12 protein-coding genes and 4 tRNA genes are annotated in these 13,737 nt (G+C 51.6%); 7 read left to right on the top strand and 9 right to left on the bottom strand.

Features of this window, described 5'->3' with window-relative positions:
* Nucleotides 1–179 precede the first annotated feature (179 nt).
* Nucleotides 180–1,004: an undecaprenyl-diphosphate phosphatase gene (locus tag MON37_RS01475; RefSeq protein WP_039408878.1), complete on the top strand. Its 825-nt coding sequence runs from the start codon at nucleotides 180–182 to the stop codon at nucleotides 1,002–1,004.
* Between the two features lie 123 nt (nucleotides 1,005–1,127).
* Here MON37_RS01475 and MON37_RS01470 read toward each other — a convergent pair whose 3' ends face one another.
* A complete protein-coding gene (locus MON37_RS01470) occupies nucleotides 1,128–1,838 on the bottom strand; it encodes an SAM-dependent methyltransferase (RefSeq protein WP_039408846.1) in 711 nt (236 codons plus the stop codon).
* Between the two features lie 59 nt (nucleotides 1,839–1,897).
* The gene (locus MON37_RS01465) at nucleotides 1,898–2,488 is read right to left on the bottom strand and encodes a Maf family protein (protein ID WP_039408849.1); all 591 of its coding nucleotides are present in this window, start codon (nucleotides 2,486–2,488) and stop codon (nucleotides 1,898–1,900) included.
* A gap of 54 nt (nucleotides 2,489–2,542) precedes the next feature.
* On the opposite strand from MON37_RS01465, the gene MON37_RS01460 reads away from it, so the two are divergent.
* The 4 genes from MON37_RS01460 to plsX all read left to right on the top strand — a co-directional run bounded on the left by MON37_RS01460 (nucleotide 2,543) and on the right by plsX (nucleotide 5,291).
* Entirely contained in the window at nucleotides 2,543–3,043 is a 501-nt protein-coding gene (locus MON37_RS01460) for a YceD family protein (RefSeq protein ID WP_003776445.1), read from the top strand.
* 34 nt (nucleotides 3,044–3,077) lie between these two features.
* Entirely contained in the window at nucleotides 3,078–3,257 is a 180-nt protein-coding gene (gene rpmF, locus MON37_RS01455) for a 50S ribosomal protein L32 (RefSeq protein WP_003744026.1), read from the top strand.
* Between the two features lie 159 nt (nucleotides 3,258–3,416).
* Nucleotides 3,417–3,944 (top strand): phosphoribosyltransferase, encoded by a 528-nt coding sequence (locus MON37_RS01450; RefSeq protein ID WP_039408881.1) that lies wholly within the window; start codon nucleotides 3,417–3,419, stop codon nucleotides 3,942–3,944.
* Nucleotides 3,945–4,232: 288 nt separating this feature from the next.
* Nucleotides 4,233–5,291, top strand: a complete 1,059-nt coding sequence (gene plsX, locus MON37_RS01445; protein WP_039408852.1) for a phosphate acyltransferase PlsX — start codon at nucleotides 4,233–4,235, stop codon at nucleotides 5,289–5,291.
* A 490-nt stretch (nucleotides 5,292–5,781) separates the two neighbouring features.
* Here the strand turns inward: plsX and glyS are convergent, their stop codons facing one another.
* Both glyS and glyQ read right to left on the bottom strand, forming a co-directional pair.
* Nucleotides 5,782–7,845 carry a glycine--tRNA ligase subunit beta gene (glyS, locus tag MON37_RS01440; protein ID WP_039408855.1) on the bottom strand — a complete coding sequence of 688 codons (2,064 nt, stop codon included), beginning with the start codon at nucleotides 7,843–7,845 and terminating at the stop codon, nucleotides 5,782–5,784.
* 116 nt (nucleotides 7,846–7,961) lie between these two features.
* Nucleotides 7,962–8,858: a glycine--tRNA ligase subunit alpha gene (glyQ, locus tag MON37_RS01435; protein ID WP_039408858.1), complete on the bottom strand. Its 897-nt coding sequence runs from the start codon at nucleotides 8,856–8,858 to the stop codon at nucleotides 7,962–7,964.
* A gap of 188 nt (nucleotides 8,859–9,046) precedes the next feature.
* Between glyQ and MON37_RS01430 the strand changes: the two genes are divergently transcribed.
* Complete coding sequence (locus MON37_RS01430; protein WP_003744040.1) at nucleotides 9,047–9,841, top strand: 3'-5' exonuclease; 795 nt, start codon at nucleotides 9,047–9,049, stop codon at nucleotides 9,839–9,841.
* A 355-nt stretch (nucleotides 9,842–10,196) separates the two neighbouring features.
* Here the strand turns inward: MON37_RS01430 and MON37_RS01425 are convergent.
* The 5 genes from MON37_RS01425 to MON37_RS01405 form a co-directional block, all read right to left on the bottom strand.
* Nucleotides 10,197–10,273 (bottom strand) — tRNA-Asp (locus MON37_RS01425).
* Between the two features lie 32 nt (nucleotides 10,274–10,305).
* Nucleotides 10,306–10,381, bottom strand: a tRNA-Val gene (locus tag MON37_RS01420).
* 40 nt (nucleotides 10,382–10,421) lie between these two features.
* Nucleotides 10,422–10,498, bottom strand: a tRNA-Asp gene (locus MON37_RS01415).
* Nucleotides 10,499–10,530: 32 nt separating this feature from the next.
* Nucleotides 10,531–10,606: transfer RNA gene (locus MON37_RS01410), tRNA-Val, on the bottom strand.
* A gap of 72 nt (nucleotides 10,607–10,678) precedes the next feature.
* Entirely contained in the window at nucleotides 10,679–12,667 is a 1,989-nt protein-coding gene (locus MON37_RS01405; protein ID WP_039408861.1) for a monovalent cation:proton antiporter family protein, read from the bottom strand.
* 252 nt (nucleotides 12,668–12,919) lie between these two features.
* Here MON37_RS01405 and MON37_RS01400 point away from each other — a divergent pair, with 252 nt between their 5' ends.
* Nucleotides 12,920–13,387: a YchJ family protein gene (locus MON37_RS01400; RefSeq protein ID WP_082013646.1), complete on the top strand. Its 468-nt coding sequence runs from the start codon at nucleotides 12,920–12,922 to the stop codon at nucleotides 13,385–13,387.
* The last annotated feature ends 350 nt before the right edge of the window (nucleotides 13,388–13,737 follow it).

Below are 13,737 nucleotides of genomic sequence, written 5' to 3'. Positions count from 1 at the left end.
AAAAAACAGGCGGTTTCCGAACTGTCTGTTTGTTTTGGGTGGCGTAAAATCCATAAAAACGATACTGCTAAGGGATGGGGCAAATACCGTCATACCGCAGCATTTTTCCGATTCCGATACCGCTTCATCCTGAAATCCAGACGGGCAAACGTCGTCTGAAAACCAAAAAAGAAAGCAATATGGACATTTTGACTTTATTAAAAGCCCTGATTATGGGCATTGTGGAAGGCTTAACGGAATTTCTGCCGATTTCAAGTACCGGCCACTTGATTGTATTGGGCGACTTGCTCAATTTCCACAGCAACGGCAAAGTATTTGAAATTGCCATCCAACTGGGCGCGGTGCTTGCCGTGATTTTTGAATACCGTCAGCGTTTTACCTCCGTTTTATCCGGACTGGGCAAAGACCGCACCGCCAACCGCTTCGTGTTGAACCTTGCCGTCGCGTTCGTGCCAGCGGCAGTCGTAGGTTTGCTGTTTAGCAAACAAATTAAATTATATCTGTTTAACCCGATTACCGTCGCCACCATGTTGGTATTGGGCGGATTCTTTATTTTATGGGTCGAAAAACGCCAAAGCACAATCAAACCGAAAGTCAAAAGCGTGGATGAAATGCGTCCGATTGACGCGCTTGTGGTCGGCTGCGCCCAAATCTGCGCGCTGGTGCCGGGGACTTCGCGTTCGGGCAGTACGATTATGGGCGGTATGCTGTGGGGCATCGAGCGCAAAGCTGCGACCGAATTTTCTTTCTTCCTCGCCGTACCGATGATGATTGCCGCTACCGGCTATGACGTATTGAAACACTACAAACTCTTCACGTTGCAAGATGTCGGCCTGATTGCCGTCGGTTTCATCGCCGCTTTCTTGGCAGGCCTCTTGGCGATTAAATCGCTGCTGAAATTCGTGTCCAGCAAAAACTATGTTCCGTTTGCCTATTACCGCATCGTCTTCGGCGGATTGATTCTGCTGACTTGGGCGATGGGCTGGGTCAAATGGGCAGCATGATGTCGAAGCAGGGATAAGCTTTAGATAAAACAAAGGTCGTCTGAAAACCTTATCTGGAAGGTTTCAGACGACCTTTTTCAGTATGGCGGGCTCTAATCCGTCCAACCGCCCACCCCTACTTTCCTAACCCGCGTGCAACACAAATATCGTCGGGCGTTTTTTCAAATTCGGCAGCGTTTTCGATTTCCGCCAAGCGGCAACGGTTTGGCTGATGATTTCCTGCGTCGGCAAAGTCAGGTCGGTTGCAGTGCAGAGGCGGGTTTCGGGATACAGCGTTTCCAGCGCGTCGGCGAGCAACACGTCGTTGCGGTAAGGCGTTTCGATGAAAAGCTGGGTTTCGTTTTGCTGGCGCGAACGCTGTTCCAAGCTCTTCAAAGCGGCGATACGCTCGCTTTTCTCGGACGGCAGATAGCCTTTGAACGCGAAATTCTGCCCGTTCGCCCCCGACGCCATCAGCGCGAGCAACAGGCTGGACGGGCCGATCAGCGGACGGACTTCATAGCCGTGTCGGTGCGCCAATGCCACCAAATTCGCGCCGGGATCGGCAACCGCAGGACAGCCTGCTTCACTGAGGATGCCCATGCTGCGCCCTTCCTGCAAAGGTTTCAGAAGTTCGGGCAGGGTTTTCAAGTCGGTGTGTTCATTGAGGGTTTGCAGGTTCAGCTCGCGGATAGGGGTCGTGATACCCAAATGTTTCAAATGGGCGCGGGCGGTTTTTTCGGCCTCAACCACGAAATCGGTCAAGCCGGTAATCTGCGCCTGTTCGTGCGGCAGCAGGCAGGGTGTATCGGGTGCGCCCAAAGGAGTGGGAATCAGGTAAAGAATCGGGGACATGATGGTGTTTCCTATACGGAAGGTCGTCTGAAACCGTCAAACGGCTGTTTTCAGACGACCTAAATGATTTCTACGCCTTCGTTTTTTAAAAACTCGACCAGTTTGAAGATGGGCAAACCGATAAGCGCGTTCGGGTCACTGCTGTCTATTCGCTCCAGCAACGCCGCGCCCAAGCCCTCGCTCTTCGCCGCACCCGCGCAGTAAACCGCGTCCGGCTCGCGCGCCAGATAACGCTTAATCTGCCCGTCTGTCAGCGCGCGCATCACGACCGATGTGTTATCGACATGGCGCTGAATACGTCCCGAAGCAGTATTCAAAAGCACGATTGCGCTGTAAAATTCAATCTTTCTGCCGCTCAAACCCCTGAGCATTTGTTGTGCATTTGCGACGTTCATCGGTTTGCCCAACTGGCGGTCATTGCACCACACCACTTGGTCCGCGCCGATCACCAACGCGGCAGGAAATCGACCCGCCAGCGAACGCGCCTTCCCTTCCGCCAAACGCAAGGCAGTATCCGCCGCGTTTTCACCCGCAGCAGGCGTTTCGTCGAAATCAGGCGCGGCAGTTTGAAAATCAACGCCCAAACGTTCGAGCTGCGCGCGGCGGAACACCGAACCCGAACCCAATATCAAAGGCAGTTTTGCACTCATATTTTGCTTAAAAATATTGACGTTAGACTGTCGAAATTATATCATACCCCGTTTATGTCAGACCCTAATTTGATTGACCCAGAAGTTTTCGCCTCCGAAAAGCAGACCCTGCAAGGCAGCTTCCTGCTTGAGGAATTGGACGAACGAGTCCGTTCGCACGATTATCCGGCCGACAAACAGACCAAAGTGTCGTTTACGCTGAGCGGCGGACGCGACCGACTGCAGCGTTTGTTTCTCGATTTGAACGTCAAAGCCGATATGCCGCTGATTTGCCAACGATGTATCCGCCCCATGCCGTTTACGCTCGACGAAACCAGCCGTATCGTTTTGTTCGCCAATGAAGAGGACTTGGATGAAGCAATGCTTGCCGACGAAGAGTTGGAAGGCATGCCGATTGAGAAAGAACTCGACGTACGCGGGTTGGTGGAAGACCAAATCCTAATGTCGCTCCCCTTCTCCCCGCGCCACGAAAACTGCGACAATGCCGCGCTGGAACAAGTCAATCAGGACAAACCCAACCCTTTTGCTGTTTTAGCAGGTTTGAAAAGCAGTTAATCAGGACACAGTTTTATTTATCTAGGAGCTTGAAATGGCCGTTCAACAAAACAAAAAATCCCCTTCCAAACGCGGTATGCACCGCTCTCACGACGCTTTGACCGCGCCTTCTCTGTCTGTTGACAGCGTAACCGGCGAAGTACACCGCCCGCACCACATTTCCCCCAACGGTATGTACCGCGGCCGTAAAGTAGTGAAAGCCAAAGGCGAATAATCTTATTCGACTGACTGAAAAAGCCAGAATATTGCCATGCAATGCTGGCTTTTTTACATTACATCCGAACTGCCCGACTCCATGCCTGCCCATACTTCAAAATGCAGCACAAAATCCTTGCAGTTCAAACTGATACACCCCATTGAATCGGGAATCGCCATGAAACAGAAAATCTGGTACACCTACGACGACATCCACCGCGTGATCAAAGCGTTGGCGGAAAAAATCCAAAACTCCGGCGTCAAATACGATGCCATGATCGCCATCGGCGGCGGCGGCTTCATCCCCGCCCGTATGCTGCGCTGCTTTCTGGAAATCCCGATTTACGCCGTAACCACCGCCTATTACGACAGCGACAACGAAGGACAGGTGACGGAAGAAGTCAAAAAAGTCCAATGGCTCGACCCCGTGCCTGACGCGTTGAAAGGCAAGAATGTGCTCGTAGTCGATGAAGTCGACGACAGCCGCGTGACCATGGAATTCTGCCTGACCGAGTTGCAAAAAGAAGATTTCGGCACCATCGGTGTTGCCGTCCTGCACGAAAAAATCAAAGCCAAAGTCGGCAAAATCCCCGAAGGCATCCCCTACTTCAGCGGCCTTACCGTAGAAGACTGGTGGATCAACTACCCTTGGGACGCACTCGACATCGACGAACACAACCACCTTGCCGCCGAAGGCAAAAAATAAGCCCGCGACGGAGAAGCCCGCCTTCTCCCGAAACGGCAAAAGCAAAATCCGTAGAACACCGACAAAACGAGATTTTGCCTCTTTTCAGCGTATCTTCATAAAACGCATTAGAATGTGGAACGCAACCCTTCAATCCGAAGCCCCCGACCACACATACACCCCTTTTCAGACGACCCCGTGCTGCGTATCGCAAAAAGGTCGTCTGAAACCGACTGTGAAGCCGAACAAACCCACAGAGGCAGCCGACACCGCCCCTCTTCCGCTTCACAGCACAAACCGGAGAACAACATGATTACATTGGCCGTAGATGCCATGGGCGGCGACTCAGGTCTCCCAGTTACCGTCCCCGGTGCCCTTGCCTTTTTGAAACAGCAGCAAGACGTACACCTCATTATGGTCGGCGACGAATCCGCCGTCCGCCAAGCCCTCTCCGCAGCCAACGCACCGATGGAGCGCATTACCGTGCTCCACGCCTCCGAAGTCGTCGGCATGGATGAAGCCCCTCAGCTTGCCCTGAAAAATAAAAAAGACTCCTCCATGCGCATTGCCATCAACCAAGTCAAAGAAGGCAACGCGCAAGCCGCCGTATCCGCCGGCAACACCGGCGCGCTCATGGCGACCGCCCGCTTCGTCCTCAAAACCATTCCCGGCATCGACCGCCCCGCCATCGCCAAGTTCCTGCCCTCAGACAGCGAACACCTGACCCTCGCCCTCGATTTGGGCGCAAACGTCGACTGCTCGCCCGAGCAGCTCGTACAGTTCGCCATCATCGGTAATGAACTCTTCCAAGCCCTCTACCCGCAAAAAGGCAGCCCGCGTGTCGGTCTGCTTAACGTCGGCACCGAAGACATCAAGGGCACGGACACCGTCAAACAAACCTTCAAACTGCTCAAAAGCAGCAAACTGAATTTCATCGGCAACATCGAAAGCAACGGCGTTCTATATGGCGAAGCCGACGTTATCGTCGCAGACGGCTTCGTCGGCAACATCATGCTCAAAACCATCGAAGGCGCGGTCAAATTCATGAGCGGAGCCATCCGTCAGGAATTCCAACGCAACCTGTTCAACAAAATGGCCGCCGTCGCCGCCCTCCCCGCCCTGAAAGGCTTGAAAAGCAAACTGGACCCCCGCAAATTCAACGGCGCCATCCTGCTCGGTCTGCGCGGTATCGTCATCAAAAGCCACGGCGGTACAGACGATGTCGGCTTCAGCTACGCCTTAGAAGAAGCCTACCACGAAGCAAAATCTGCCAGCCTGTCGAAAATCGAACAAGGTGTCGCGGCACAACTTGCCGCATTGGAGGCAATCAAAGGACAAGAAGAGGCTGCTTCTGATACGGCAGAATAACGCCATTGAACGACAAAATATAAAAACGTCGTCTGAAAAATTTTCAGACGACGTTTTTTTGAAAAATCATATGCCGGCATTGAGTTGATGATTTTTAGAACAAACTTGCCAAACTATATGCTGTCCAGCAAACCAAAACTTGTGGCACAAGCTTTATCGGCAAATTATGCCGAAAACTTTAAAAGCTTTTTCCATAACATTTGAAAGCAAAGTCCATGCTGCATCACCTTCGTCATTTCCACACAGACAAAAGTCTATATTTCAGTCTTTCAAGAATATTTAAATATTTCCAAGATTTCTAATCTTTAGGTTTCCACTTGCACGAAAATAGTAGAGCCAATCTCGAAAACGAAATAAGTTCGCTATATAAATCGGTTACCTAGCTCCCCCACCCCGCAACCGCAAACCTGAAACAATCAAAAAGGTCGTCTGAAAACGTTGGGCAAAGCTGCTTGTCCGTTTTCAGACGACCTTTGTTTACGGCTATATATTATTCACCCAAGAGCGCAATATCCGCTACCGCGTTCATCTGTTCTGCCAAACGGTTCAGCAAATTCAGGCGGTTTTGTTTTACGGCGGGGTCTTCCGCCATCACCATTACGCCGTCGAAGAAGGCATCGACTTGCGGTTTGACGGAAGCCAGTTCGGACAAGGCCGTCTGAAAATTGCCTTCGGCAACGGCGGCGGCGATTTTCGGCTGCAAGTCTTGTGCGGCAGCATACAGGGCTTTTTCTTCGTCTTGTTGCAGCAGGCTTTCATCGACTTCGCCCAACTCGGCATCGGCTTTTTTCAGCAGGTTTTGCACGCGTTTGTTGGCGGCAGCGAGCGCGGCGGCTTCGGGCAGTTGTTTGAAAGCGGCAACGGCTTGCAGTTTGGCGGTCAAATCGTCTAAGCGGCGCGGCTGTTTGGCAAGTACGGCGGCAACAATGTCTTGTGGATAGTCGTTTTGCAACAACACGGCAAGGCGCGCCTGCATGAAGTCGGCGGTTTCAGACGGCGTTTTCTCGTTGAGCAAACCTTTGGGGAAGCTGTCGAAGGTCGTCTGAATCAGCTCGTTTACGTCCAAACCATACTGCATCAGCATCCGCAAAATACCCAAGGCGGCGCGGCGCAGGGCGTAGGGGTCTTTGTCGCCGGTCGGAATCAGGCCGATGCCCCAAATGCCGACCAGGGTTTCCAGCTTGTCGGCCAGTGCAACGGCAGTGGCGACTTTGCCGTTCGGCAGGTTGTCGCCGGCAAAACGCGGCTGATAGTGCTGCTCGACGGCTTCGGCGATTTCTTCGGTTTCGCCGTCCAAGCGGGCGTAGTATTTGCCCATCGTGCCTTGCAGTTCGGGGAACTCGCCGACCATTTCGGTCACCAAGTCGGCTTTTGCCAGACGTGCGGCGCGTTCGGCTGCGGCAGCATCCGCGCCTAAAGCCTTGGCGATGTGGGCGGCAATACTTTGCAGGCGTTCGATGCGCTCGGCTTGCGAGCCGATTTTGTTGTGATAAACCACGTTTGCCAACTTGGGCAGGCGGCTTTCCAAAGTCGCTTTTTGGTCTTGCTTGTAGAAGAACTCGGCATCAGACAGGCGCGCGCGCAAGACGCGTTCGTTGCCTTGGATGATGTGCGACGGGTCTTCGGTTTGCAGGTTGGAGACCAGCAGGAAGCGGTTCATCAATTTGCCGTTTTGGTCGAGCAGCGGGAAGTATTTTTGGTTTTGCTGCATGGTCAGAATCAGGCATTCCTGTGGCACGGCGAGGAAATGTTCTTCAAAACCGGCTTCCAAAACAACGGGGTATTCGACCAGCGCGGTAACTTCGTCCAACAATGCTTCATCGGCGGCTACGGTGGCTTTCAGACGACCTGCCTGTTCGTTCAAGGCCGTCTGAATCGCGGCTTTGCGCTCGGCAAACGAAGCGACGACTTTGCCTTGCTCGCGCATTTGTGTGGCGTAGCTGTCGGCGTTTGTAATAGTGATTTCGCCGTTGGACAGGAAGCGGTGTCCCAAGGTTTGATTGCCGCTTTGCAGGCCCAAGACGCTGACGTCCACGATGTCGCCGCCGTGCAGCACAATCAGCCCGTGAACGGGACGCACGAAGGTAAACGTGCTGCTGCCCCAACGCATCACTTTGGGAATCGGCAGTTTCTTAACCGCTTGATTGATAATGTCTTCCAAAAGTTCTCCCAACGGTTTGCCGGTTTGGACGTATTCGTAGGCGTACGCATCCTGCTTGCCGTCGTGGATGATGATCAAGTCTTCGATTTTCGCCCCCGCACCGCGTGCAAAACCTTCCAAAGCCTTGGTCGGCGCACCGTCTTTCATGGCATTCGCTACGGCAGGGCCTTTTTTCACGATTTTCTGATCGGCTTGAACGGCTTTCACGTTTTTAACTTGAACGGCCAAACGGCGCGGCGAGGCGTAGGCGGTATATTCGGCTGCGCCGTCAATCAGTTGCGCTTTTTCCAAGCCTTCGGCAACAGAAGCGGCGAAGTGGTTGCCTAGATTATTCAGGGCTTTAGGGGGGAGTTCTTCGGTAAGGAGTTCGATTAAAAGGGTTTGGGTTGTCATGTGAGACTTTCTGTTTGTCCGTAGGCCCTGCTTATAAATCCTGCATATGCCGTACGGCCTGTATTAATGGATACGCAATAAAGGTCGTCTGAAAACCTGTTTCAGACGATGTATCGTTATTTTTTAATCAACGGGAAGCCCAGTTTCTCGCGGCTTTCAACGTATTTCTGCGCTACGGTGCGGCTCAGCGCGCGGATGCGGCCGATGTAGGTGGCGCGTTCGGTAACGGAAATGGCGCCGCGTGCGTCTAAGAGGTTGAAGGTGTGTCCGGCTTTGAGGACCAGCTCGTAGGCGGGCAGGGCGAGGCTGGCGTTTTCTTCGGCGAGCAGGCGTTTGGCTTGCGCTTCGTAGTCGTTGAACTGACGCAGCAGCCAGTCGGCATCGCTGTATTCGAAGTTGTAGGTGGATTGTTCGACTTCGTTTTGGTGATACACGTCGCCGTAGGTGACGGTGTTGCCGTCGAGCGTTTTTGCCCAAACGAGGTCATAGACGTTTTCCACGCCTTGCAGATACATCGCCAAGCGTTCGATGCCGTAGGTGATTTCGCCGAGTACGGGGGTGCAGTCAATGCCGCCAACTTGTTGGAAGTAGGTGAACTGGGTCACTTCCATGCCGTTGAGCCAGACTTCCCAGCCCAAGCCCCATGCACCGAGGGTGGGGTTTTCCCAGTCGTCTTCGACGAAGCGGATGTCGTGGATTTTGGGGTCGATGCCCAATTCGCGCAGGGAATCGAGATAAAGGTCTTGGATATTGGCGGGCGCGGGTTTGAGCGCGACTTGGAATTGGTAATAGTGTTGCAGGCGGTTGGGGTTGTCGCCGTAGCGACCGTCTTTGGGGCGGCGGCTGGGTTGGACGTAGGCGGCAAACCAAGGCTCGGGGCCGAGCGCGCGCAGGCAGGTGGCGGGGTGGGAAGTACCGGCGCCGACTTCCATGTCGAAAGGTTGGATAACGGTGCAGCCTTTGTCTGCCCAGAATGTTTGCAGTTTGAAGATGATTTGTTGGAAGGTGAGCATGGCTTATGGTTCGAATTGGGATAAAAGGGGGATTTTACTGTTTTGACGGTGTTTTGGGTAGGTGTACAGGCAGATGGAATGGTGGGGCGGCGGTGTGATTTGACTGTCAATAAATGCGGAAACATGCCACAATGCCGTTATCCTGTTGTCTGTTTTAATCTGTTTTGATTGAATTTGAGGAGTCGCCCATGACCCCGATTTTGGCTTTCGATATTGAAACCGTACCTGATGTGAACGGCATCCGCCTGTTGTACGACCTGCCTGCTTCTTTGCCGGACGACGAGGTGGTCTTGTTCGCCCAGCAGAAACGCCGCGCCCAAAACGGCTCTGACTTTATGCAGCACCACCTGCACCAAGTGGTCGCCATTTCCTGCTGTATGCGTTGGGGGCAGGACAAAATCCATGTCGGCACCATAGGCGAAATGCACGACAGCGAAGAGGAAATGATCGCCAAGTTTTTCGACCTTATCGAAAGCCATACGCCGCAATTGGTCAGTTGGAACGGCGGCGGCTTCGACCTGCCCGTCCTGCATTACCGCGCGCTGATACACGGCATTGCGGCGGCACGTTATTGGGATATGGGCGAGGGCGATTTCGGCGACAGCCGTGATTTCAAGTGGAACAACTACATCAGCCGCTACCACAACCGCCATTGCGACCTGATGGATCTGCTCGCCCTGTACCAACCGCGTGCCAATGTGCCGCTGGACGATATGGCGAAACTTTGCGGCTTCCCTGGCAAACTGGGCATGGACGGCAGCAAAGTTTGGGAGGCGTTCCACGCAGGTCGTCTGAAAGACATCCGCGATTATTGCGAAACCGATGCGGCAAACACTTATTTAATGTTCTTGCGCTTCCGCCTGATGAGCGGCGCTTTGGACGCGGACGAGTATGAAGTGGAAGTCAAACGGCTGAAGCATTACCTGACCGGACAGGCTCAGGACAAGCAGCATTGGAACGAGTTTGTCGCCGCGTGGCGTTAAACGTCAGGCTTGGAAAGTCTATCGTTCCTACCAATCATAAAGGTCGTCTGAAAAGCATAATCCGGTATGGATTTCTGTTTTTCAGACGACCTTAAACAAAATTAGAACCTACAATGGTTTAACTTCAAACCAAAACAACGTTACCTCACCTTAACTCAAAGAGAACACGATTTACTAAGGTTCGAAAGCACAAGGTAATCAACTGCAGACTCTCTATACAGCCGACCACTTCTCTACCCTATCCTGCTTTAAAGTGAAATCTCTATAAGATGTCGCCTGAGGCCCAATAGCAGCCCTCTCCACGTTCGTTTCTTACACATAAAAAATACCGGCAAAAGCCGGTATTTTTAAAATTTGGCGCGGCGGACGGGGCTCGAACCCGCGACCCCCGGCGTGACAGGCCGGTACTCTAACCAACTGAGCTACCACCGCGCATCATTGTTTTGCAACAATGAAAGGAAACTTGGTGGGTGATGACGGAGTCGAACCGCCGACATTCTGCTTGTAAGGCAGACGCTCTACCAACTGAGCTAATCACCCGAAAATAAAAAATACCGACGATGTCAGTATTTTTGAAATTTGGCGCGGCGGACGGGGCTCGAACCCGCGACCCCCGGCGTGACAGGCCGGTACTCTAACCAACTGAGCTACCACCGCGCATCATTGTTTTGCAACAATGAAAGGAAACTTGGTGGGTGATGACGGAGTCGAACCGCCGACATTCTGCTTGTAAGGCAGACGCTCTACCAACTGAGCTAATCACCCTTGTCGCTGCATTTGCGAAGACGCTATTAAATCAAAAAAGCATCCGCCACGCAAGCTTTATTTTTCAGTGTATCAGGTATTTCCTTGCAAACTCCAGTTTTCAAAAGAAATAATTTCCTCTTGTCGGCCTGCGACGACCAAAATATCATTTGGTTGAAGCTGGAAATCCAAGTCGGGGTTTTCTATCCTGCTTGTGTTTCGGCGGATAAATAGAAGTTTGATGCCGGCGTTATCCAAAGGCAAATCACGGATGGTCTTGCCTATGGCGTAGGCTTCGCCGGTCAGGGGGAAGGCGTGGCGGCATATGGATTTGCCTTCTTCACCGAATCCGTTTTCATCATCGCTGCCGACAAACAAGCCTTCCAGAGAGGCGTAGCGGCTGTGTCGGATGTTGGTAATGGTTTGATAAACGTGGCTGTATGTCGCGCCATTGCCCAACATGGCGTAGCTTGCCAGCACTAAGCTAGTTTCTTTGGTATCGGATACTGCTTCTTCTGCGCCCATATCTGTGAAGATTTTAACGTAATCGTCATTGGTCGCCCGAACATACACAGGCATACTCGGATGCAAGGACATGATATTGTCGAGAACATGCTGAGTTTCGTGCATATTGTTCAGGGTAATAACCACCATTTTGGCGCGTTCCAAACCTGCGGCTTCCAAGACTTCCCGCCGCTTGGCATCGCCGAACGAAACTGGCTCGCCCGCATTGCGCGCCACCTGAACCCTGCCGATATCAAGGTCGAGGGCGAAGTAGGGGATGTTTTCCTGAGCCAAGACGCGTCCGACGGTCTGACCGCCGCGTCCGAAACCGATAATCAGGACGTGGTCGGATTTGCTCATGGTTTCTACCAACATGCTGTGCAAATCCAATGCCTTCATATCCCAGCTTGATTTGACAAAACGGCTGACGATGGCATCGCTGCTGCCCAAGATGAATGGGGCGATAATCATGGACAACAGAATCGCTGCCGTAGCCGCCTGTTCCAGCTCTGGCGACACCATATTGATTTTGCTGGAGATGTTTAACATCACAAAACCAAATTCGCCGCCTTGTGCTAAATAGAGGGCTGTTTTCAAGCTGTCCGCAATCGGATGCTTCATATGCAAAGCGATGAAAAAGACGACCAATGCTTTCAATACCAGCAGGATTGCCAGCAAAATCAGAATCTGCTGCCAGCCGCCGATTAAAGCCTGGATATCCAGTTTCATGCCGACCGTGATAAAGAAGAAACCAAGCAGAATATCGCGGAACGGGCGGATGTCGTCTTCCACCTGAAAACGGTATTCCGTTTCCGAAAGCAGCATACCTGCGACGAATGCGCCCAATGCCATCGACAAGCCTTCCAGTTCGGTCAGATAAGCTACGCCCAAGGTTACCAGCAGGACGTTGATCATAAACAATTCAGACGACTTGCGTTTGGCGACCATTCTGAACCAGCGCGACATCACCTTGCTACCGACGACGAATAATACGCCCAGCGTGACCAGCATTTTCAATCCGGCAAGACCGAGCGCAACCCACAGGCTGCCTTCTTCGCCATTGCCCGACAACGCAGGAATCAGGATCATCAGCGGCACGACGGCAATATCCTGCATTAACAAGACGCCCATCGCCATTTGACCGTGCGGCTGTCCCAATTCGGTTTTTTCGGACAGGATGCGGCTGACGATTGCCGTGGACGACATGGTCATCGCCCCTGCTGCGGCAAACGCCCAATTAAAGCTGATGCCCATCAGCATCAAAATGCCGATAATCGACAGCATGGTCACAATGACCTGCAAACCGCCCAGCCCGAACACCAAACGGCGCATGGCTTTGAGCTTGGGCAGGGAAAATTCGAGACCGATACTGAACATCAGGAATACGATACCGATTTCTCCCAAATAATCAGTGGCATGACCTTGCGGAATCAGCTTCAACATACCCGGACCGGCGATAAAGCCGACCAAAAGATAACCGAGCATGGAAGGGATATTGAATTTACGGCAATAAATTACCGTAATGACGGAAACGAGGAGGACGATAACGATGGGTGCGAGGGAAAAAGTTTCGTGCATAGAGCGGGCGGCCTTGATGTTTGTTGGGAAATGACTGTTTTATTTATGACAGGCCGTCCGAGCGGACGCGGAATAACATTCCGGCATTGTCGGGACGGAGTAGAGATATTGTATCAAAAAACCCTGTAAAATAATGTTCCTACGCAATAAATAATACCGAATAAATGAACATTTCGGATATTTCTGTTTCAGACGACTTACCAAATAAACTTTTATTCTCTCAATAAAATAAACATTAATAGGACATCCCCTATGCCCCCTACCCTTTGTCCATGTTCCCCTTCTCTCCCCTACTCTAAATGCTGTCACCCCTTCCATACTCATCAAACTCATCCGCAAACTGCCGAAAAACTGATGCACTCAAGATACAGTGCCTATGTATTACATAATATTGGTTATATCGTTGCCACCACAGTTCCCTCCCAGCAAAATCTGCTGAATCAAGAAGAAATGCAGCAATGGAGCCAAGGAACCCTTTGGCTGGGATTAGAAGTAATCCACCATACCCTCATCGGCAAACGCCACGCCCAAGTTGAATTTAATGCCCATTTTCAAGATGGAGCTGAAACGGCATGTCATCATGAACTATCTACATTCGTCAATATTGATGGATACTGGTACTTTATTGATCCAACTGTTCCGCTCCCGACAATGAAGCAAGCCTGCATCTGCGGTTCAGGAAAAAAATTCAAGGCATGCTGTGGACAATTTTTCAAATAAGGCAGGATACAAAATCACAAAGGTCGTCTGAAAAATATATTTCAGGAGACCTTTTCAATAACATAAGTTATTAAAATTTTATGCTCAATACCATTTTCAAAATGAAGAACCTCCCTGATTTCTCCCACTTTTTTCTCAATATCAGAAATGTTTTAGTCGATTGAAAATTTTTTAGCACATTTTTATGCATCAAATTTCGTTAACAGACTATTTTTGCAAAGGTCTCTTCAGATGACTTTTCATCTTCATAAGGCAACATAAAAAACTTAGATAAAAAAAAACCATTCATACCAAGGGAGAAGTATGAATGGCCAATACATTGCGGGAAAACGTCTTACTTGCTGCACCGC

Source organism: Morococcus cerebrosus, from assembly GCF_022749515.1.
GTDB lineage: Bacteria > Pseudomonadota > Gammaproteobacteria > Burkholderiales > Neisseriaceae > Neisseria > Neisseria cerebrosa.
Note: the sequence above shows the minus strand (reverse complement) of the source record. Positions and strands in the feature narration are given on the sequence as shown.

What these genes read in the sequence shown, in the direction of transcription:
- MON37_RS01475 (WP_039408878.1), top strand. Translation starts at nt 180, where the DNA reads ATGGACATTTTGACTTTATTAAAAGCCCTGATTATGGGCATTGTGGAA.
- MON37_RS01470 (WP_039408846.1), bottom strand. Translation starts at nt 1,838, where the DNA reads ATGTCCCCGATTCTTTACCTGATTCCCACTCCTTTGGGCGCACCCGAT.
- MON37_RS01465 (WP_039408849.1), bottom strand. Translation starts at nt 2,488, where the DNA reads ATGAGTGCAAAACTGCCTTTGATATTGGGTTCGGGTTCGGTGTTCCGC.
- MON37_RS01460 (WP_003776445.1), top strand. Translation starts at nt 2,543, where the DNA reads ATGTCAGACCCTAATTTGATTGACCCAGAAGTTTTCGCCTCCGAAAAG.
- rpmF (WP_003744026.1), top strand. Translation starts at nt 3,078, where the DNA reads ATGGCCGTTCAACAAAACAAAAAATCCCCTTCCAAACGCGGTATGCAC.
- MON37_RS01450 (WP_039408881.1), top strand. Translation starts at nt 3,417, where the DNA reads ATGAAACAGAAAATCTGGTACACCTACGACGACATCCACCGCGTGATC.
- plsX (WP_039408852.1), top strand. Translation starts at nt 4,233, where the DNA reads ATGATTACATTGGCCGTAGATGCCATGGGCGGCGACTCAGGTCTCCCA.
- glyS (WP_039408855.1), bottom strand. Translation starts at nt 7,845, where the DNA reads ATGACAACCCAAACCCTTTTAATCGAACTCCTTACCGAAGAACTCCCC.
- glyQ (WP_039408858.1), bottom strand. Translation starts at nt 8,858, where the DNA reads ATGCTCACCTTCCAACAAATCATCTTCAAACTGCAAACATTCTGGGCA.
- MON37_RS01430 (WP_003744040.1), top strand. Translation starts at nt 9,047, where the DNA reads ATGACCCCGATTTTGGCTTTCGATATTGAAACCGTACCTGATGTGAAC.
- MON37_RS01405 (WP_039408861.1), bottom strand. Translation starts at nt 12,667, where the DNA reads ATGCACGAAACTTTTTCCCTCGCACCCATCGTTATCGTCCTCCTCGTT.
- MON37_RS01400 (WP_082013646.1), top strand. Translation starts at nt 12,920, where the DNA reads ATGCCCCCTACCCTTTGTCCATGTTCCCCTTCTCTCCCCTACTCTAAA.